General features: G+C 65.3%; 15 protein-coding genes. 5 read left to right on the forward strand and 10 right to left on the reverse strand.

Annotated elements, in window-relative coordinates; genetic code table 11:
• Genes MJ122_RS25910 through MJ122_RS25920 form a run of 3 tightly spaced genes read right to left on the reverse strand, consistent with a single transcriptional unit; the run spans position 1 to position 2,344 of the window.
• Positions 1-918, reverse strand: a complete 918-nt coding sequence (locus MJ122_RS25910; RefSeq protein WP_239746591.1) for a biotin-dependent carboxyltransferase family protein — start codon at positions 916-918, stop codon at positions 1-3.
• On the reverse strand, positions 915-1,592 hold the full coding sequence (pxpB, locus tag MJ122_RS25915) for a 5-oxoprolinase subunit PxpB (protein ID WP_239746594.1): 678 nt from the start codon (positions 1,590-1,592) through the stop codon (positions 915-917). The genes MJ122_RS25910 and pxpB overlap by 4 nt, the downstream gene beginning before the upstream one ends.
• Positions 1,589-2,344, reverse strand: coding sequence for a 5-oxoprolinase subunit PxpA (locus tag MJ122_RS25920; RefSeq protein WP_239746596.1), 756 nt, complete (start codon positions 2,342-2,344; stop codon positions 1,589-1,591). The genes pxpB and MJ122_RS25920 overlap by 4 nt, the downstream gene beginning before the upstream one ends.
• Positions 2,345-2,474: 130 nt before the next feature.
• Here MJ122_RS25920 and lpxO point away from each other — a divergent pair, with 130 nt between their 5' ends.
• Positions 2,475-3,374 (forward strand): lipid A hydroxylase LpxO, encoded by a 900-nt coding sequence (gene lpxO / locus MJ122_RS25925; protein WP_239746651.1) that lies wholly within the window; start codon positions 2,475-2,477, stop codon positions 3,372-3,374.
• A 196-nt stretch (positions 3,375-3,570) separates the two neighbouring features.
• Here the strand turns inward: lpxO and MJ122_RS25930 are convergent, their stop codons facing one another.
• Positions 3,571-6,120 (reverse strand): sulfite reductase flavoprotein subunit alpha, encoded by a 2,550-nt coding sequence (locus MJ122_RS25930; protein WP_239746653.1) that lies wholly within the window; start codon positions 6,118-6,120, stop codon positions 3,571-3,573.
• Positions 6,121-6,300: 180 nt separating this feature from the next.
• Positions 6,301-8,559, reverse strand: a complete 2,259-nt coding sequence (locus MJ122_RS25935; protein WP_239746598.1) for a TonB-dependent siderophore receptor — start codon at positions 8,557-8,559, stop codon at positions 6,301-6,303.
• 201 nt (positions 8,560-8,760) lie between these two features.
• Between MJ122_RS25935 and MJ122_RS25940 the strand changes: the two genes are divergently transcribed.
• The 3 genes from MJ122_RS25940 to MJ122_RS25950 all read left to right on the forward strand — a co-directional run bounded on the left by MJ122_RS25940 (position 8,761) and on the right by MJ122_RS25950 (position 12,139).
• Positions 8,761-9,441, forward strand: a complete 681-nt coding sequence (locus MJ122_RS25940; protein WP_239746601.1) for a Fe2+-dependent dioxygenase — start codon at positions 8,761-8,763, stop codon at positions 9,439-9,441.
• A 6-nt stretch (positions 9,442-9,447) separates the two neighbouring features.
• Entirely contained in the window at positions 9,448-10,242 is a 795-nt protein-coding gene (locus tag MJ122_RS25945; protein ID WP_239746603.1) for a tetratricopeptide repeat protein, read from the forward strand.
• A 97-nt stretch (positions 10,243-10,339) separates the two neighbouring features.
• Positions 10,340-12,139 (forward strand): phosphoethanolamine transferase CptA, encoded by a 1,800-nt coding sequence (locus MJ122_RS25950; protein WP_088421177.1) that lies wholly within the window; start codon positions 10,340-10,342, stop codon positions 12,137-12,139.
• 357 nt (positions 12,140-12,496) lie between these two features.
• Here the strand turns inward: MJ122_RS25950 and MJ122_RS25955 are convergent, their stop codons facing one another.
• From MJ122_RS25955 to MJ122_RS25975, 5 genes are all read right to left on the reverse strand, one after another.
• Positions 12,497-13,660, reverse strand: a complete 1,164-nt coding sequence (locus MJ122_RS25955; RefSeq protein WP_088421176.1) for a type III PLP-dependent enzyme — start codon at positions 13,658-13,660, stop codon at positions 12,497-12,499.
• Positions 13,661-14,272: 612 nt separating this feature from the next.
• The gene (locus MJ122_RS25960) at positions 14,273-15,439 is read right to left on the reverse strand and encodes an ABC transporter ATP-binding protein (protein ID WP_239746605.1); all 1,167 of its coding nucleotides are present in this window, start codon (positions 15,437-15,439) and stop codon (positions 14,273-14,275) included.
• A gap of 2 nt (positions 15,440-15,441) precedes the next feature.
• Complete coding sequence (locus tag MJ122_RS25965) at positions 15,442-16,107, reverse strand: ABC transporter permease (protein WP_017517571.1); 666 nt, start codon at positions 16,105-16,107, stop codon at positions 15,442-15,444.
• Position 16,108: 1 nt separating this feature from the next.
• A complete protein-coding gene (locus MJ122_RS25970) occupies positions 16,109-17,047 on the reverse strand; it encodes a glycine betaine ABC transporter substrate-binding protein (RefSeq protein ID WP_239746607.1) in 939 nt (312 codons plus the stop codon).
• Between the two features lie 26 nt (positions 17,048-17,073).
• Positions 17,074-17,790, reverse strand: coding sequence for an ABC transporter permease (locus MJ122_RS25975; RefSeq protein WP_239746609.1), 717 nt, complete (start codon positions 17,788-17,790; stop codon positions 17,074-17,076).
• Positions 17,791-18,236: 446 nt separating this feature from the next.
• Here MJ122_RS25975 and MJ122_RS25980 point away from each other — a divergent pair, with 446 nt between their 5' ends.
• Entirely contained in the window at positions 18,237-19,508 is a 1,272-nt protein-coding gene (locus tag MJ122_RS25980; protein WP_088421171.1) for a sodium:proton antiporter, read from the forward strand.
• Positions 19,509-19,591: the final 83 nt, after the last annotated feature.

Here is a 19,591-nt window from a genome sequence, read left to right on the forward strand (position 1 = left end):
TCAGCCGGAGAAGAACCGCAGGAACGAGCGCAGGTCCGCCTGCGCCTGTTCCACGCTTGCCGGGGCAAAGCACACCTCGCTGTGCGCCGGGCATTGCGCCAGGCGCCCGATGTCCAGCGGGTGCAGCACGCCCAGCAGCGGGTAGCCACCCATGCTCTGGCGGTCGGCCAGCAGGACAATCGGCTGGCCATCCGGCGGTACCTGGATGGCGCCTTCGACTATCCCCAGCGACCATTGCCGGCGAGGCGCACTCAGCGCCTCGCCGCGCAGTCGCACGCCCATGCGATCGGATTGCGGGCTGATCTGCCAGCGCTGTTCGAAGAAGGCCTGGCGCTGCTCCTCGCTGAAAGCATCCGGACCGGGCAGCACGCGCAGAATTGGGGTCTCGCGGTAATCCGGTCGATAAGGCCAGGGCACGCTGGCACCGTGAGTGAAACGCTCGCCGTGGGCTGCGCACTCCAGCAGGTCGCCGGCGGCGAGCGGCTGGCCATTGCCGGCGAGGCCGCCGAGCTTCTCCCGCGTCTGGGTGGCGACGCTACCCAGGATCGGCTCTGCCAGGAAGCCCCCGGCAACGGCGAGATAGGCGCGCTGACCGGCACGGGCGAAGCCCAGCTTCAGGCGTTGCCCAGCCCTTGCGCGAAAGCGCGACCAGCCCGGCAACGGCTCGCCATCGAGCATCGCCGGCAGCTCGGCGCCGGTCAGCGCCAGCCAGGCGTCCGCCTGCATTTCCAGCTCCACCCCGCCCAAAGCGACTTCCAGCAACGGCCGGCCCGACGCATTGCCGAGCAGGCGATTGGCCCAGGCCGCCGCGTGTTTATCCACAGGGCCGCCGGGCGACACGCCCAGTTGCTGCCAGCCCCGCCGGCCGCCGTCCTGCAGCAGGCAGAGCGGGCCGCAGGCGATGACCTTCAGGCTCATGGCTCGCCTCCGGCCGCGCGATAAGCCGACTCTTCGATGGGCACGAAGCGCACGCGGTCGCCCACCGCCAGCGGGCACGGCGGCTGCCGATGGGGATCGAACAGGCGTTGCGCGGTGCGGCCGAGCAGATGCCAGCCACCGGGCGAGGCCTGTGGATAAACCGCCGTCTGCCGCTCGGCAATCGCCACGCTGCCGGCGGGCACCTGCGTGCGCGGCGTGGCCCGGCGCGGCAGGGCGAGGCGTTCGTCCAGCTCACCGAGGTAGGCGAAGCCGGGAGCGAAGCCGATGGCGCCGACGCGATAGTCGCGGCTGGCGTGCAGGTCGACCACCTGGGCGGTGGTGAGCCCGCAGAGTCGGGCGACTTCGGCGAGGTCTTCGCCGGCGTACCACACGGCGATTTCATGCAGGCGCCCGGCCTCGTTCGCCAGGTAATCGCCGGGCCAATCCTGCAGCGCAGCCTGCACGCGGTCTTGCAACTGCGGCAGGTCGATGCGCATCAGGTCGTAGTGCAGCAACAGCGTGGTCCAGCCGGGGACGCAATCCGTCAGCGCCTCCCCCAGTTCGACGTGCAGGCGCTCGGCCAGTTGGGCGATGCGCAACGGCAGGGCATCGTCGGGCTGCTCCGCGAGCGTGATCAGAAGCGCCGTGGCGCCGAAAGGCTCGACGCGGATCATGCCTGGTCCAGCAGGCCACGCAGGCGCCGCAGCACCGCCAGGGATTCGGGATTGTCGCCATGCACACAGAGGCTGTCGGCGCGCAGGCGCAATGGGTTGCCGTCAATGTCAGGGAAGGGTTCCCCACGGGCGATGGCCAGGGCCTGGTCGAGGATGCGCTGCGGCTCGTGGTGCACGGCGTTGGGCAGGCGGCGCGGAGCAAGCTGGCCATCGGGCAGGTAGGCGCGGTCGGCAAAGGCTTCGAACATCAGCGGCACGTCGGCGGCGTCAGCCAGTTGCAGTTCGCGGTTGTTATCAGCCAGGGCCAGCACCATCAACGGCAGGCGCTTGCGGTAGGCGGCGCAGGCATCGAGCACCGCGGCGAGCAGAGCGTCATCGCGCACCAGGTCGTTGTACAACGCACCGTGAGGCTTCACGTAGGCCACCTGGGTGCCGGCGGCACGGCAGAAGGCATCCAGTGCGCCGATCTGGTAGAGCACCAGGGCGTGGACTTCCTCGGGCGAACAGCTCATGTGGCGGCGGCCGAAGCCGGCGAGGTCCGGGTAGGCCGGGTGCGCACCGATGCTGACGCCCTGCTCCACCGCCAGACGGACGGTGCGCTGCATGGTCAGCGGGTCGCCCGCGTGGTAGCCGCAGGCAAGGTTGGCCTGGTCGATCAGCGGCATGGCGCGGGTGTCGTCGCCCATGCGCCAGGCGCCGAAGCTTTCGCCCATGTCGCAGTTCAGCAGGATTGGCGTGGTGCGCTCGGTCATCGGTCGGTCCCGGTCTGGATCAGTACACAGGTTACTGCACCCGCTGGCCTTTGGCCTTCGGAGAATACTCAGTCAGGTTCAGGAGGAGTACCATTCCCCGCCTAGACCCGAGGAATCCGTCTTCCGAATGATCAAAGCCGCCATTCTAGCCGCCTTCGGCCTGAGCATCGTTTATGTCCATCTGCGTGGGCGGGTGCGCCACAAGTTCACGCGCCAGCTGAGCGACCACTCCAGCTTCCTGGCGCCGATCAACTGCCTCATGTACCTGTTCTCCAAGGTGCCGAGCCGCCCGTACCTGGCGACCGACGAATTCCCCGAAATGCGCCTGCTCAGCGATAACTGGGAATCCATCCGCAGCGAAGCCCTGCACCTGCGCGACGCCGGCAGCATCAAGCGTTCCGATCAGCTCAACGACGTGGGTTTCAATTCCTTCTTCAAGACCGGCTGGAAGCGTTTCTACCTGAAGTGGTACGACGACAGCCATCCGTCCGCCGATGCCCTGTGCCCGAAGACCACCGAACTGCTGCGGCAGATTCCGTCGGTGAAGGCCGCGATGTTCGCCGAGCTGCCGCCGGGCTCGCGCCTGGTGCGCCACCGCGATCCCTACGCCGGTTCGCTGCGCTACCACCTTGGCCTGCTGACACCCAACGATCCGGGGTGCTTCATCGAGGTGGATGGCGAGCGCTACCACTGGCGCGACGGCGAGGCGGTGGTGTTCGACGAGACCTACATCCACTACGCCGAGAACACCACGGAGCATGACCGGGTTATTCTCTTCTGCGACATCGAGCGGCCACTGAAGTACGGCTGGGTGACGGCGTTCAACCGCTGGTTCAGCCGCAATGTGATGGCCGCGGCCGCATCCCCCAACGACGCGGGCGACAAGACCGGTGGCATCAACCGCGCCTTCGCTTCGCTGTACAAGATCCGCCTGCAGGGCAAGGCCCTGAAGAAGCGCAACCGCAAGTTGTATTACCTGCAGAAGTGGGGTTTCTTCGCAGCGGTGCTGGCGTTGTTCTTGTGGATATGAGCCGCCTGTGGATATGAAACGCCACTGGAGATGAGCCGACCCTGAAGCAAGAAAGGCCTCCGCAAATGCGGGGGCCTTTTTGTTTTGGCTCAGCGCAAGCGGTGTTGCAGGAGCGCCCGCCTTCGCTCCTACAAAAGCCAGTCAAACCAGGCGTAGGAGCGGACTCCGTCCGCGATTGGCTACCCCCAACGCCAAGTCAATAAACATCGCGGCGATAACGCCCGCTCTCCAGCAGCGCCTCGACCTCTGCATCGCCGAGCATCTCGCGCAGGGCGCGGTCGACGCCTTCGGCCATGCCCTGCAGGCTGCCACAGACGTAGATGACCGCACCGTCGTCGAGCCACTGGGCGAGGACTTCGCCGCTGGCGCGCAGGCGGTCCTGCACGTAGATCTTCTCGGCCTGGTCGCGGGAGAAGGCGACGTCCAGGCGCTGCAGTTCGCCGCGAGCGAGCATGCCTTCGAGTTCCTCGCGGCAGTAGAAGTCGTGGGCGATGTTGCGCTCGCCGAACAGCAACCAGTTGCGCGAACGGCCCTCGGCCACGCTCGCCTGCAGCAGTGCACGCAGGCCGGCGATGCCGGTGCCATTGCCGATCAGAATCAGCGGGCGGTCGTCTTCGGTCAGGTGGAAGCTGCGGTTGCGCCGCAGACGCAGCAGCAGGCTGCCGCCTTCGGGCAGGTACTCGGTCAGCCAGCCGGAACAGATGCCCAGCGAGCCGTCGGCGTGCTGCTCCTGGCGGACGATCAGCTCCAGGGCGCCTGCGCTGCGCAGCGAGGCGATGGAGTACTGGCGCACCGAGAGCTTGATCAGCGCGTCGTAAACCGCCTGGCCATGCTGACCGACCAGGTGTTCAAGATTGCCAGGCAGCAGGCAGCCCGCCAGGGCGTCCTTGAGTGGCAGGGTCAGGCCATCCACCTGTACCTTGCTGGAGCCGTTCAGGCCGAGGCGGTCGAGCCAGCGCGCGACGAGGAAATCCGGCTGGCGCGGGACGACTTCCACCAGGTCGCCGGCGGCCCAGTCGATCTGCGAATCGTTCGGTGCGCAGAGGCGCAGCAGCCAGGTGGATTCACCCTGGCTGCCGGGGTTGATGTGTACACGTCCGCTCAATGTCCAGACCTCGAAGGCCGGCGCGGTGAAGGCCACTTGCGGGACGGCTCCGGAAAGTTCGGCCAGACGCACCTGCCAGTCGTGCAGCGCGGCGGCATCGCCGTTGTCCACTTCCACGCCGTCGAACAGCGGGCGCGCGCCCTGCCCCTGCAGCCAGCCCTGCATGCGCCGGGCGAAGCCGCAGAAGTGTTCGTACTGGCGGTCGCCCAGGGCGAGGACGGCGAAGCGCAGATCGTTGAGGCTGAGAGTCTGGCCGAGCAGTTGGCGCTCGAAGCCACGGGCGCTGTCCGGCGCCTCGCCTTCGCCAAAGGTGCTGACCACGAACAGCGCGTTGCGGGTCTGCTCCAGCTGCGCCCGGTCCAGCTTGCCCAGCGGCTCGACGCGCACCGGAAGCCCGGCGGCCTGCAACTGGCCCGCGCTCTGCCAGGCCAGTTGTTCGGCAAGGCCACTCTGGCTGGCGTAGCCGATCAGCCAGGAATCGGCACCGACGCTGTTGTTGTCCAGTTCGCCGCGTGCCGCTTGTGCAGCGCGTTTCTTGCGGCGGCGGTCAAGGTAGAGCAGCCAGCCGGTGATGAAGAACAGCGGCATGGAGAGGCTCGCGAGCATCATCAGGATGCGCCCGGCAAGGCCGAAGTAGCTGCCCACGTGCAGCGCGTAGACGCTGGTGAGCAGTTGCTTGCCGGCGCTGCTGTCGTTGTAGCGGCGATGCTTGAGCAGCTTGCCGCTGGCCGGGTCGATGGTCATCTCGTTGAAGGCGCGCTCGTGGGCGGCGTCATCGAGAAGGTAGAACACGGTGGCCGGCTGGCCCTTCACCGGCGGCAGGCGCAGGTTGTAGGCGGTCATGGCGGAGCCGCCGGTCTGCTGGATGGTGTTCCAGATGGCCGTGGCGTCCACCACCGGCGGCGGGCCTTCGGGAGCCGGGCCGCGTTTGCCACCCGCCCGCTGGCCGCCCTTGGTCTGGCCGGCGGGGGCGTCATCGAGCAGCTTGAACAGGCCGTTGCGGTACCACTCATAGGACCAGTACAGGCCCGTCAGCGAGGCCAGGAGGTAGAACGCCAGGCACCAGGTGCCGGCTACGGCGTGCAGGTCCCAGTTGAACGCACGGCCTTTCTTGCGCCAGTCGAAGGTCAGCCAGGTCCGCCAGTTCAGCGCCTTGCGCGGCCAGCGCAGGTACAGGCCGGAGAGGCAGAAGAAGATCAGGATCAGGGTGCAGGCGCCGGTGATCTTCTGCCCGGTCTCGCCGGCGGCGAGGAATCGGTGCAACTGCATGATGAACATGAAGGCGCCCTCGCCCACTGGCGCGGGCAGAGCTTCTGCAGTGTACGGATCGACATACAGCGATTCGCCACGGCGCTGGCCCGGCGGCGGGGTGAAGAACAGGCGCGCGGACTCGACACCTTCGGTCTTGAGCCAGAGGAAGGAAACCTTCTTGCCCGGCGCGGCGCTCTCTACCCGGCGGATCAGCTCGTCCATCGGCAGCACGCCTTCCGCGCGCTTTTCCACCACCAGGCTCTCGGGGTTGATCGCGCGCAGGATTTCATCCTGGAACGACAGCATCGCCCCGGTGATGCCCATCAGCGCCAGCACCAGACCTGCGCTGATGCCGAACAGCCAATGCAACTGGAACAGGACTTTCTTCAACACCGCGGCCTCAGCTTCGGACACCCTTCACGCAGGGCGGGCATTTTAATGAGAATGGCTCGCAAACGCAGCCGATTTAACAATCTTTACCCTGGCCTTGCCTTCAGCAGCGGAACCCGCACGAAGAAAAGCCCCGGCCGAGGAGCATCGGCCGGGGCGGGTCGCCAGAGCGGCGCGCCCTCAGAAGTGGACGTTGACGCCCAGCAGCGCGGTGCGGCCCGGCGCCACGTGCGCCATGTGGGTGCTGAAGACCTGGTCGAAGTAACGCTTGTCGGTCAGGTTCTGCACGTTGAGCTGCAGGTCGACGTTCTTGCTGATCACGTACTTGGCCATGGCGTCGTAGCGCCAGTAGGACGGAATCATGGTGCTGTTGGCGGTATTGCCGAACTGCTCGTCGACGTAGGTGGCGCCGCCGCCCACGGTGAAGTTCTGCAGCACGTCGTAGGTCGACCAGAGGGTGAAGTTGTTCTGCGCGGTCTGCGGCATGCGGTTGCCCTCGTCGCTGGCCACGCTGGACTTGAGGATCTCGCTGTCCAGGTAGGTGTAGCCGCCGAAGACTTTCCACTTGGGCGTCAGCGCGCCGCTGAAGCCAAGCTCCACGCCCTGCACGCGCTGCTCGCCATCGAGCACCTGGACGGTGGAGTCGTCCGGCGAGGCGACGCGGGCGTTGGTCTTGTCGGTGCGGAAGATCGCTGCATTGAGCGACAGCGCTTCGTCGAAGAAGGCCCACTTGGTGCCGATCTCGTAGTTGCGGTTGCGCTCCGGATCGAGGTTGGAATTGGCCAGGCTGAGGTCGCCACCGCCTTCGCCGGCGGTCTCGCCACTGGGGTTGCTGGAGGTGGACCAGGCCGCGTAGATGCTGCCGTTGGGCGCCGGTTTGTAGACCACACCCAGCTGGTAGTTCCAGAAGTGGGTGTTGCTCTGGCGGTCGAAATCACCGGCGGGCGAACCGCGGCCGCCAGTGGAGTAACCGCTGGAACGGGTTTCGTAGTCGTCGTAACGCAGGCCGAGGTTGAGGTCCCACTGCTCGCTGAGCTTCAGGGTGTCGAACACGTAGGCCGAGGCGGTCTTGGTGTCGGTGTCGGTGAAGGCCGCGCTGTCGGTGATGCTGCCGGTCCAGTGGTCGCCCGGGGTGGGCTTGTTCAGACTGGTGCAGTCGCCGCTGGCGATCAGCGATGGGGTGCAGATGTTGCCGCTGCCGCCGCCTGGAGTGATCACATAGGGGCGGTTGTGCACGTCCTCGTAGCTGAACTCCATGCCGGTAACCAGGGTGTGGCCGACGAAGCCGGTATCGAAGGTGGCTTTCAGGTCGGTCTGGTTGACCCAGCCCTTGGAGGTGGAGTTGCGGTTCTTCGAGGAGCGGTAGACCAGCCCGTTGGCAACGTTGCCGCGGCTGTCATCGGGGTTGGTGACGATGTAGTCCAGGGTGGTGCGCACGAGACGGAAGCTGTTGGACAGGGTCAGGTTGTCGTTCAGGTCGTGCTCGATCCGGAAGGTGCCGGTATCGGTGGTGCTCTTGCGGTAGTCGCGGTCGTTCAGGCCGTAGAAGTTGCTCTTGTCCACGGACACCGGCTTGCTCGGGTTGCGCTCGCTGCGCCCGGCCAGGGTCAGCGGAATGCCGTAGTCGGGCATGTCGTCGGTGGACAGGTGGTAGTACGACAGCGTCGCGCGGGTGGGCGTGTCGAAGCCGAAGGTGATGGTCGGCGCCACGCCCCAGCGGCTGACGTTGACCTCGTCGCGGCCGGCGACGTTGGCGTCGTGCTTCATCAGGTTCAGGCGAAAGGCCGCGTTGTTGCCCAGCGTGTGGTTGACGTCAAGGGTGGTGCGACGGGTCTGGTCGGTGCCCAGCACCACGCTGGCGTCATTGAAGTCGGCCTGCCTGGCGGTCTTGCTGATCAGGTTCAGGCTGCCACCGGTGGAACCGGCGCCGGTGTAGGCCGAGCCCGGGCCCTTGCTGACTTCGATCTGCTCGATGTTGAAGATCTCGCGGGTCTGCGAGGCCACGTCGCGCATGCCGTCGAGGAAGGTGTCGCTCTCGGCGTTGAAGCCACGGATGAACGGACGGTCACCCGCCGGGTTGCCGCCCTCGCCCGCACCGAAAGTGATGCCGGGCGTGGTGCGCAGGGCGTCCTGCAGGGTCAGCGCGCCCGTGTCCCTGATCACCTGCTGCGGGATCACCGTGACGGTCTTGGGCGTATCCAGCAGCGGCGCGGTGTACTTCTCGTTGGAGGATTTCTCGACGTTGTAGGTCGTCGGGTCCTGCTGCTGGCCGACCACGGTGTCGGCGTCGAGCGACAGCACATCCTGGCCGGACTTCTTCGGCGAAGCTTCATCGGCATGGGCCAGATGGGTGCCGGACATGGCGGTGATCGCCACGCCCACAGCGGAAACCAGAAGGCGCGGCTTGCTGCCGGCGAACTCGGTGGATTGACGCGACATCGAAACTCCCTCCCCAGGGGCTCATGAAGGCCGCGCAATTTATTGCAATTGAGAATTTGTATCAATTCACATTCATTACCATACGCATATGATTTACAACTTTTACACTTTCCCCCTGTCGGAAGCAGGGGTATGGCGGTTGTGGCGAAATGTTGCAAATCATTATCATTGGCAAATTATCGAAGCGAATGGAAAACGACCATGCTGTTGCACATTCCCGGCGTCTTCACCCGTGACGAGGTGACGCGTATCCGCGGCGCCCTGGAACAGGCCGAGTGGGCCGATGGCAAGGTCACCGCCGGTTACCAGTCGTCCCGCGCCAAGCACAACCTGCAACTGCCGCAGGAGCATCCGCTGGCCCGCGAGATCGGCGAAGCCATGCTGCAGCGCCTGTGGAGCAACCCGCTGTTCCAGTCGGCCGCGCTGCCGAACAAGGTCTTCCCGCCGCTGTTCAACTGCTACACCGGCGGCGGCTCGTTCGACTTCCACATCGACAACGCCGTGCGCGACACCCAGGGCGGCCGCGAGCGGGTGCGCACCGACGTCTCCTCGACACTGTTCTTCAGTGACCCGGAAGACTACGACGGCGGCGAACTGGTGATCCAGGACACCTACGGCACCCAGCAGGTGAAGCTGCCGGCCGGCGACCTGGTGCTCTACCCCGCCACCAGCCTGCACAAGGTCAACCCGGTGACCCGTGGCGCGCGCATCGCCTCGTTCTTCTGGACCCAGAGCCTGGTGCGCGAGGACAGCCAGCGCGCCCTGCTGTTCCAGATGGACCAGTCGATCCAGGCGCTGACCCGCGACGTGCCGGAGCACCCGGCGCTGATCGAGCTGACCGGCACTTACCACAACCTGCTGCGCCGTTGGGTGGACGTCTGACCCGACATGAGTTTCGTCCTGCGCCGCACCGAAGAAATCAACGTCGAAGACCTTACCGGCCAGCTCGCCGATGATCCGCGACAGACAGCCCGCCTCATCGTGGCCGGCGCCCGCGAAGGCAACCTCGAGGCCCAGGCGCTGCTCGGGCAGATTCTGCTCGACGGCCACGGCATCGAACAGGATGTCGGCCTCGCGCTGACCTGGTTCGGCATCGCCGCCGAGCGTGGCCACGCCATGGCGCGCAACATGCTCGGGCGCTGCCTGGAGCACGGCTGGGGCTGCGCGAAGGACGAGGCCGGTGCCGCCCGTCATTACGCGATTGCCGCCCAGCAGAAGCTCGACTGGGCCATGTACAACCTCGCCAACCTGCTCTCCACCGGCCGTGGCGTGGCGCGCGACGACGCCCGCGCGCTGGCGCTTTACCAGAGCGCGGCAGCACTGGGCCATGCCAAGTCGATGAATCTGGTCGGGCGCTTCCACGAGGAAGGCCTGGTGGTACCGCGCGACCTGGCCGCAGCGCACCAGTGGTACCGCCGGTCGGCCGAGGCCGGCGATTTCCGTGGCCAGTTCAGTCACGCCACGGTGCTCGCCGAGCGCGGCGACCTGCCGGCCGCGCGTATCTGGCTGGAGCGTGCGCTGGAAGACGGAAACCTCAACTTCCTGCGCGTGGCCCGCCACCAACTCGCCGCCTCCATGCCGCCGAGCCTGCACGAGCTGACCCTGGCCTACTTCCAGCGCGCCGCCGAACTGGGCGACGAATCGGACCTGCGTCACCTCGCCGAGCAGATGGGCGTTGCCTGAACTCCCTTGACGTAATTTTCACGCCACTCCTGTTAGTTTTGCCGGCTAACCAGGCTGCCGGAGCTTTCGGCAGCCGCCACGTAACGACGAGGCGCAAGTGTCGAACACCACATCCCCCGTAGCGCGCAAACGCGTGGATTGGGCCGCCCTGGGCTGGCTCCTGCTGTTCTTCTGGTACTTCTCCGGCGTCACCCAGGCGCTGATCCTGTTCAGCGGCACCACCGGCTTTGCCGGCTTCCGCGACGCGTTCTTCCTCAGCAGCCTGTGGCTCGCGCCGCCGCTGCTGCTGCCGCGCTTCACCAAGGGTGTCGCCGCCATCATCGGCCTGGTGCTCTGGGGCGCCTCGCTGGTGGGCCTGAGCTACTTCGGCATCTACAAGCAGGAGTTCTCGCAAAGCGTCATCTTCGTGATGTTCGAGTCGAACACCGCCGAGGCCGGCGAGTACTTCAGCCAGTACTTCAGCCTGTGGCTGGGCCTGGCCCTGCTGGCCTATACCGTGGTCGCGGTGGTGCTGTGGAAGCGCATCCGGCCCATCAGCATGCCCGCCTATACCCGCGTGCCGCTGGCCGTATTGCTGGTGGTGCTGAACCTGTTCTACCCCTTCTACAAGCAGATGGTCACCCAGGAGCGCACCTTCGCCCAGGCGCTGGAAAAGGTGCAGTCGCGCATGGAACCGGCGGTGCCGTGGCAACTGGTGGTGGGCTACGTCCAGTACCGCCAGCAGCTGGACAACATGCAGAAGCTGCTGCAGCAGAACGCCTCCCTGCCGCCCCTGCAGAACCTCAAGGACAGCAGCGGTGACGAGCCGCGCACCCTGGTGCTGGTGCTGGGCGAATCCACCACCCGCCAGCACATGCACCTGTACGGCTATGGCCGTGACACCACGCCGAACCTCGACGCTCTGGCCGCCAGCGGCCAGGGTCTGACCGTGTTCCAGAACGTGGTCGCGCCGCGCCCTTACACCATCGAGGTGATGCAGCAGATCCTCACCTTCGGCGACGAGCAGAATCCGGACCGATTCCTCACCGATCCGTCGCTGATCAACCTGATGAAACAGGCGGGCTACAAGACCTTCTGGATCACCAACCAGCAGACGATGACCAAGCGCAACACCATGCTCACCACCTTCTCCCAGCAGACGGACGAGCAGGCGTACCTGAACAACCAGCGCAACCAGAACGCCAGCCAGTATGACGGCGTGGTGCTCGACCCGTTCGAGAAGGCCCTGAAGGACCCGGCGCAGAAGAAGTTCATCGTGGTCCACCTGCTGGGCACGCACATGGACTACCGCTACCGCTATCCGGACGAGTTCGCCTACTTCAAGGACCGCCAGGGCGCTCCCTCGGCGCTGTCGGATGACCAGGTGGAAACCTACAACTTCTACGACAACGCGGTGCGTTACAACGACTTCGTGGTGTCGAGCCTGATCAAGCGTTACTCGGCGGCCAATGCCAACGGCTTCATGCTCTATCTCTCCGACCATGGCGAGGAGGTCTACAGCTCGGGCAACCATGACCGTCTGGGCCGCAACGAGATGGACCCGACCCGGCCGATGTACACCATTCCGTTCATGGTCTGGACTTCGCCGAGCTGGCAGGCCGGCCACCCGCGCGACCTGCAGGCAGTGGCCAACCGTTCCTACAGCAGCTCGCACCTGATCCACACCCTGTCCGACCTCGCCGGCCTGAGCTACGACCGTTACGAACCGGCCAAGAGCCTGGTGAACCAGCAGTTCGCCGCCGCCCCGCGCTGGATTGGCGACCCGTACAAGAAGGACGGCCTGCACGAGTTCGACAAGCTGCCCCTGGACAAGCCCGCGCCCCAGGAAATCGCCACCGATGCCAAGGCGCCGACCACGGCGCAGACACCAGTGAATCCGCAACCCAACGAGGGTTGATCGGCCCGCGATGCCACGACAAGCGCCCCGCTCCTGCGGGGCGTTTTTCATTCCGCTGCCAACCGGTATGAAGCCCCCTACCCCAGCTGTGGCTTCGACTCAACGAGGGTATTTTTCGCCCCAAGCGAAAAACCGGATGTCCGGGGCAAGACCTTTGCCCCCTTTGGGTCGTTTGCCAAAGTGGGTCGCCCGAAGGGGCGAAACAAGAAGTCCCCGCACACGCCAAGGCGACGCGGGAATATATGGCGCAGGGCAGGCACATCGCGGACACAGTCCGCTCCCACGACGGGATTCACGCGCACCACACAGGAAGAAAAAAGCCCCGCATCAGCGGGGCTTTTTCATCACAGCCAAGTCTTACAGGTAGAACGCCTTCAGCGGCGGGAAGCCGTTGAACTCCACCGCGCTGTAGCTGGTGGTGTAGGCGCCGGTGGACAGCCAGTACAGGCGGTCACCAGCCGCCAGGTTCAGCGGCAGGCCGTACTTGTAGTGCTCATACATGATGTCCGCGCTGTCGCAGGTCGGGCCGGCGATCACCACTTCTTCCAGCTCGCCCGCCTTCTCCACGTGGATCGGGAACTTGATGGACTCGTCCATGGTTTCGATCAGGCCGGAGAACTTGCCCACGTCGGTGAACACCCAGCGCTCGACGGCGGTACGCGACTTGCGCGCCACCAGCACGACTTCGCTGACCAGGATGCCGGCATTGGCGATCAGCGAACGGCCCGGCTCCAGGATGATTTCCGGCAGGTCGTCGCCAAAATCTTCCTTGAGGAAGCGGATGATCTCTTCGGCATAGGTTTCCAGGCTGTTGGTCTTGGCGATGTAGTTGGCCGGGAAGCCGCCGCCCATGTTGATCAGCTTCAGCTCGATGCCGTCTTCTTCCTTCAGGCGCTCGAAGATGACCTTCACCTTGGCGATGGCCGCGTCCCACACGCCGATGTCACGCTGCTGCGACCCCACGTGGAAGGACACGCCATAGGGCACCAGGCCCAGGTCGCGGGCCAGTACCAGCAGGTCCATGGCCATGTCGGACTGGCAGCCGAACTTGCGCGACAGCGGCCAGTCGGCCGAGGTGGAGCCTTCGGTGAGGATGCGCACGTAGACCTTGGAGCCCGGCGCGGCCTTGGCGATGTTGCGCAGGTCGGCCTCGGAGTCGGTGGCGAACAGGCGCACGCCCTTCTCGTAGAAGTAGCGGATGTCGCGGGCTTTCTTGATGGTGTTGCCGTAGCTGATCTGCTCGGCGCGCACCCCGGTCTTCATCACCTTGTCCAGCTCATAGATGGAGGCGATGTCGAAGTTCGAACCCTTGTCGCGCAGCAGCTCGGTGATCTCGGTGGCCGGGTTGGCCTTCACCGCGTAGTAGATCTTGGCGAACGGGAAGCAGTCGGTCAGCTGGTCGTAGGCATCGGCGATGGTCTGCTTGTCGATGACGACGAAGGGGGTTTCCTGCTTGTCGGCAAACGCCTTCATACGCTGGAAGGTTTCGGGGGCGAAGTAATCCTCGACCTTGATGGACATGGTTGGGACTCCAAATGGCAGAACAGGTTATTCGTAGGGGTGAAGCTGAACGTCGAATCCGTTTCCCCACTTTGGTTCGCCTACTTCCCAAGGCATGTCGCCGAGCATTACCGATACCGGTCAAGGGCACCGGCTATCTCTCGTCGTCAGTACTTGAGCCGGATGGATCGTTTCCAGCATGGACGTTCGGGCGCGAACTTTAGGACCTGAGGTCCGTGAGTTCAACCCTGAATTGCCGCTTTTTCGCATCCCTTTGTCGCACTGCCGGTTGACTGTTTCGGATACTCAACAAAATGCACGGAATACCGCACAGGACGGGGCTTTCGACGGGTTTATGCATCATCGTCCTACTTCAGTTAACGACCGATGACAGAGGGGGGAGTTCAGCGATTTGGGATGGGTGATGCGGAAGGGATTTCGTGAGGGCAGCAGTGGGAAAAATCGGAGCTGGGCGTCCCCTCTCCCCCGCCCTCTCCCTGAAGGGAGAGGGAGCTATCCGAGTGCGCTGACAGCCCTGTGTCAGCCGGATGGCCAAACGTAGCAGCCGGCACGGATATCCCCTCTCCCTTCAGGGAGAGGGTTAGGGAGAGGGCAAAGCGGTGTCAGGAGAGCTCAGGATGCCTGCGCCACCTCCGCCGGCGACACGATGTTCGTCTTGCGTCCGCGGGAGCGCCCCGAACTCAGGTAATCGGCGATCGACTCCTGCGTCACCTCGCCCAGGAACTGGCCTTCGGCATCCAGCACCGGCAACCAGGAGCTGTTGAACTCGTACATGCGCGACAACAGGATGCGCAGGTGCTCGTCGTGGCTGGCGGTCACGCGGAATTCGTTGAGGAACTTGCCGCACACGCCTTCCTGGCGACGCAACTCCTTGCGGCGCACATAGCCCAGGCCTCTGCCGTTGGCGTCTACCACCACCAGGTAGCGGCGGTCATCTTCCTCCATCCTTTCCAGCGCCTCGGCCACCGGCGTCTCCGGACTGGCGGTGACGATGCTGCTGTCGGCGGCATCCTCGGCGCGCACCAGCAGCAAGCGCTTGAGGGTGCTGTCCTGGCCGGTGAAGGCGCTGACGAACTCGTCCGCCGGGTGCGCCAGCAAGGTGTCCGGATGGTCGAACTGCAGCAACCGGCCGCTCTTGAACACCGCCACCTTGTCGCCCAGCTTGATCGCCTCGTCGATGTCGTGGCTGACCATGATGACGGTCATGCCCAGCTTGCGTTGCAGCTCGAAGAACTCGTTCTGGATCGACTCGCGGTTGATCGGGTCCACCGCGCCGAACGGCTCATCCATCAGCAGCAGCGGCGCATCGGCCGCCAGCGCGCGGATCACGCCGATGCGCTGTTGCTGCCCGCCGGACAGTTCACGCGGATAGCGCGACAGGTACTGCTTGGGTTCGAGCTTGACCATGGCCATCAGCTCGCGCGCCTTCTCCTTGCACTTCTGCTTGTCCCAGCCGAGCAGACGCGGCACGACCATGATGTTTTCCTCGATGGTCATGTTGGGGAACAGGCCGATCTGCTGGATGACGTAGCCGATGTGCCGGCGCAGGGTCACCTCGTCCAGCTCGCGGGTGTCCTGGCCATCGATCAGTACGCGACCGGAGGTGGGCTGGATGATGCGGTTGATCATCTTCAGCGTGGTGGTCTTGCCGCAACCCGAGGGGCCGAGGAACACGCAGATCTCGCCCTTCTCCACGGTCAGGCTGACCTTGTCCACGGCGCGGAATTCCTTGCCGTCCTTGAGGGTGAAGGTCTTGGTCAGTTGGTCGAGTTCGATCATGTTCAGTCTCCTGTCTGCGGGCGCAGGCCCTTCGGGGTGAGCGCACGCTGCAGCCACTGCAGCAGCAGGTCGGCGGCGATAGCCAGGAGGCTCACCAGTACGGCGCCGACCACCAGCATGGGCATGTTGGATTGGCTGATGGAATTGAGGATGAGCACGCCCAGGCCACCGGCGCCGATCACCGCGGCGATGGTCATCACGCCGATGTTCATCACCACGGCGGTGCGCACGCCGGCGAGGATTACCGGCACGGCGATGGGGATGTCGACCATGCGCAGGCGTTGCCAGAAGGTCATGCCGATGCCCTTGCCGGCTTCGCGGATGCCGGGCTCGACGTTGGTCAGCGCCAGGTAGGTGTTGCGCAGGATCGGCAGCAGCGAATAGAGGAACACCGCGGTGATCGCCGGCAGCGGGCCGAGGCCCTGGCCGATCTTCGAGTAGAGCGGCAGCATCAGGCCGAACAGCGCGATGGACGGGATCGTCAGCACCACGGTGGCGGCGCCCTGCAGCGGTCCGGCGAGCCAGCGGAAGCGGGTCATCAGCACGCCCAGCGGCACGCCGACGACGATGGCCAGACCCACGGCGATGGACACCAGCATCAGGTGTTCCAGGGTCAACTGGCCGACCTGGCTCCAGTCCAGGCGGGAAATCACGGTCATGAAGTCCATGTCAGTTCTCCTCCTGCTCGGGCTCGCGCTGCTGGGGCTGAACCTTGTCGCCCAGCAGGCCGTGCTCGCGCAGGAACTGCTGCGCCACGCGCTGCACCGGTTCCTGCTCGATGTCGACCTGGGCGTTGAGTGCCTGCATGGTCTGGTCGTCGAGCAGGTCGGAGAGGGGCTCGAACAGCGTTTTCAGTTCCGGGTGTTTTTCCACCAGCGCGGCGCGCATCACCGGGGCGGCGTTGTAGAAGGGGAAGTACTGCTTGTCGTCCTTCAATACGCGCAGCTTGAAGTCCTTCAATCGGCCATCGGTGGTGTAGACGAGGCCGACGAACACCTGGCGATTCTTCAGCGCGGTGTAGACCAACCCGGCATCCATCTGCCGCACGTCATCGCGGGTGAAGTGGAAGCCGTACAGCTCGCTCATCGGCCCGAGGCCATCCGGTCGCCCGGCAAATTCCGGGTCCATGGCGAACAGGTGGGTCTTCTTCCCGCCCTGCTCCTTCATCACCCGGGCGAGGTCGCTCAAGCTGTGCACGCCGAGTTGCTCGGCCTGCTCTTCGGGCATCGCCAGGGCGTAGGTGTTGTTGAAAGGCGCGGGCTTGGGCCAGAACAATCCCTTCCTGCCGTCCAGCTCGCGGACCTTCGCCAGCGACTGTTGGGCATCCAGCTTGTCCGTGACCTTGTTGTAGACGATCAACGACGAGCCGGTGTATTCCCAGACCAGGTCGAGTTGGCCGCTCTCCTGCGCGCTGCGCGCCAGGGTGCTGCCCAGGCCATTGGTGACCTTCACCTCGTAGCCCTTGCTCTGCAGGTACTGCGCGGTGATGGCGGTGAGCAGGCGCTGCTCGGTGAACGGCTTGCCGCCGATGCGGATCACATCAGCCGCCTGCACCACGCCGGTCATGGCGGCGAGAAGCACGCCCAGCGCGCCGAGCAGAGGTTTCATACGGATTCCCTTGAAATCGAGCGCTTTCATTGCGTCAGCCCCCGCTCCAGCAGGGTGCGGCTGAACAGCACCGCCAGGCCATCGAGCACCAGCGCCAGGAGCGCGGTGCACACGGCGCCGAGCAGCAGCTTGGACTGATCGTCCAGGGCGATGCCGGGGAAGATCAGGCTGCCCAGGCTGTTGGCGCCGATGAGGAAGGCCAGCGGCGCTGACCCGACGTTCAGCGCCAGCGCGACGCGCACCCCCCCCATGATCAGCGGCACCGCGTTGGGCAACTCGACGCGCAGCAGCACCTGGCGCGGCGTCATGCCGATACCGGTGGCCGCCTCCTTCAGGGAGGCCGGCACGGCGCGCAGCCCTTCGTAGGTGTTGCGCACGATGGGCAGCAACGAGGCGAGGAACAGCGCGAGGATCGCCGGGCCGTTACCGATCCCGACAATCGCCAGGGCGATGGCCAGCACGGCCAGCGGCGGGATGGTGTTGCCGACGTTGAATACCTGCATCAGGCGTTCAGCCTGCCCCTGCAGAGCAGGACGGCTGAGCAGGATGCCGGCCGGGATACCGAATGCGACAGCGGCCAGCATGGAGACAAACACCAGGAACAGGTGCGCCTGCAGGTAGAACAGCAGGTCTTCGCGGTACTGCCACAAGGTGGCGGGGGTGATCCAGTGGATCAGCAGGGCCAGCACAACGACTGCGAAGCAGACGCCGAACAGGGCCTTGCCCGTGGTGGACTTCACCATGGTTGGGGGACTCCCTTCGGGTGCGCGGCGACTGGCATCGCCGCACTCACTTGACGCTCGATCCCGTCCAGGAACCTATCTGGGACCGTGATTAAACGCGACGCAAATCAAGCACTTGCGGATGCGGTTGCGGATTGGTGTCGCGAAGGGGTGGACCCCCGTGCGTGCCGTTGCGTTCAATAAAATTGCCATCCTTGTGCCACCGCACAGCCGTGCATTCGGCTACAGCCCCCATGGACCGGGGGCTGTAGCGGACGAACTTTTTTCGAATAAAGCTGCGATCAGGTTGAACCATCACCCCGCGCCGTTTGCCCAACGCCGGATGTACCCGGCGAGAACGTACGCAGATTCGCTCAGCGGTTATCATCGGGATCCTTTCGCGTGCCCCCGACCCATGGATAGGTCACTCGGGGCCGGCGTCTTGCCTACCACGGAGATTCATCGCCATGCTTGATCTGGCCGCGGCGTTCATCGCGCTGACCACCCTGCTCACCTACGTCAATTACCGCTTCATCCGCCTGCCGCCCACCATCGGCGTCATGGCCACCGCCCTGGTGTTTTCCTTCATCGCCCAAGGCATGTCTCTGCTGGGCTACCCGGTGCTGGAAGTCGAGATGCAGCAGATCATCAGCCGCATCGACTTCTCCGATGTGCTGATGACCTGGTTCCTCCCGGCGCTGCTGTTCGCCGGCGCCCTGCACGTGAACCTCGCCGACCTGCGCAACTACAAGTGGCCCATCGGCCTGCTGGCCACCTTCGGCGTGCTGATCGCCACCACCGTGATCGGCTACCTGGCCTATTACACCTTCGCCCTCTTCGGCTGGCACGTGGACTTCATCTACTGCCTGCTGTTCGGCGCCCTGATCTCGCCCACCGACCCCATCGCGGTGCTGGGCATCCTCAAGTCCGCCGGGGCGCCCAAGCCGCTGGCCACCACCATCGTCGGCGAATCGCTGTTCAACGACGGCACCGCCGTGGTCGTCTTCACCATCCTGCTGGGCATCCTGCTGGCGGGCGAAACGCCCACTGCCTCGACCATCGCCTGGTTGTTCGTGCAGGAGGCCATCGGCGGCATCCTGTTCGGCGCGGCGCTGGGCTACGGGGTGTTCCTGATGATGCGCGGCATCGACCAGTACCAGGTGGAAGTCATGCTGACCCTGGCCTTGGTGATCGGTGGCGCAGCGCTGGCAGCGCGGCTGCACGTCTCCGCCCCCATCGCCATGGTCGTGGCCGGCCTGATCATCGGCAACCAGGCGCGCCACTACGCCATGTCCGACGAGACGCGGCGCTACATCGACAAGTTCTGGGAGCTGATCGACGAGATCCTCAACGCCCTGCTGTTCGCCCTGATCGGCCTGGAACTGCTCCTGCTGCCGTTCAACTGGCTGCACGTGGTCGCTGCCTTCGCCCTGGGCGGCGCGGTGCTCGTCTCGCGCCTGCTCACCGTGGCGCCGGCCATCGTCGTCCTGCGCCAGACCGAAAACGGCCGCCGCCAGGTGCCCGCCGGCACCATCCGCATCCTCGTGTGGGGCGGGCTGCGTGGCGGCGTCTCGGTGGCCCTGGCGCTGTCCCTGCCGCTGGGCGAGCAGCGCGACCTGATCCTCAGCCTGACCTACGTGGTGGTGCTGGTGTCGATCCTGTTCCAGGGCCTGTCCATCGGCCCGCTGGTGCGGCGTATCTACAAAGACGCGCAACCCGCCGCCGACAGCGATCACTGACGGCGCGCCCCACGGTCCTTGAGCCTTGCGTCGCCGGGTCTGCCGGCGACGCCTCGAATCAGGCTATAATCCCGCGTTTTTCG

Source organism: Pseudomonas sp. DP-17, from assembly GCF_022380625.1.
Taxonomy (GTDB): domain Bacteria; phylum Pseudomonadota; class Gammaproteobacteria; order Pseudomonadales; family Pseudomonadaceae; genus Pseudomonas; species Pseudomonas nitroreducens_A.

What these genes read in the sequence shown, in the direction of transcription:
- MJ122_RS25910 (WP_239746591.1), bottom strand. Translation starts at nt 918, where the DNA reads ATGAGCCTGAAGGTCATCGCCTGCGGCCCGCTCTGCCTGCTGCAGGAC.
- pxpB (WP_239746594.1), bottom strand. Translation starts at nt 1,592, where the DNA reads ATGATCCGCGTCGAGCCTTTCGGCGCCACGGCGCTTCTGATCACGCTC.
- MJ122_RS25920 (WP_239746596.1), bottom strand. Translation starts at nt 2,344, where the DNA reads ATGACCGAGCGCACCACGCCAATCCTGCTGAACTGCGACATGGGCGAA.
- MJ122_RS25935 (WP_239746598.1), bottom strand. Translation starts at nt 8,559, where the DNA reads ATGTCGCGTCAATCCACCGAGTTCGCCGGCAGCAAGCCGCGCCTTCTG.
- MJ122_RS25940 (WP_239746601.1), top strand. Translation starts at nt 8,761, where the DNA reads ATGCTGTTGCACATTCCCGGCGTCTTCACCCGTGACGAGGTGACGCGT.
- MJ122_RS25945 (WP_239746603.1), top strand. Translation starts at nt 9,448, where the DNA reads ATGAGTTTCGTCCTGCGCCGCACCGAAGAAATCAACGTCGAAGACCTT.
- MJ122_RS25955 (WP_088421176.1), bottom strand. Translation starts at nt 13,660, where the DNA reads ATGTCCATCAAGGTCGAGGATTACTTCGCCCCCGAAACCTTCCAGCGT.
- MJ122_RS25960 (WP_239746605.1), bottom strand. Translation starts at nt 15,439, where the DNA reads ATGATCGAACTCGACCAACTGACCAAGACCTTCACCCTCAAGGACGGC.
- MJ122_RS25965 (WP_017517571.1), bottom strand. Translation starts at nt 16,107, where the DNA reads ATGGACTTCATGACCGTGATTTCCCGCCTGGACTGGAGCCAGGTCGGC.
- MJ122_RS25970 (WP_239746607.1), bottom strand. Translation starts at nt 17,047, where the DNA reads ATGAAACCTCTGCTCGGCGCGCTGGGCGTGCTTCTCGCCGCCATGACC.
- MJ122_RS25975 (WP_239746609.1), bottom strand. Translation starts at nt 17,790, where the DNA reads ATGGTGAAGTCCACCACGGGCAAGGCCCTGTTCGGCGTCTGCTTCGCA.
- MJ122_RS25980 (WP_088421171.1), top strand. Translation starts at nt 18,237, where the DNA reads ATGCTTGATCTGGCCGCGGCGTTCATCGCGCTGACCACCCTGCTCACC.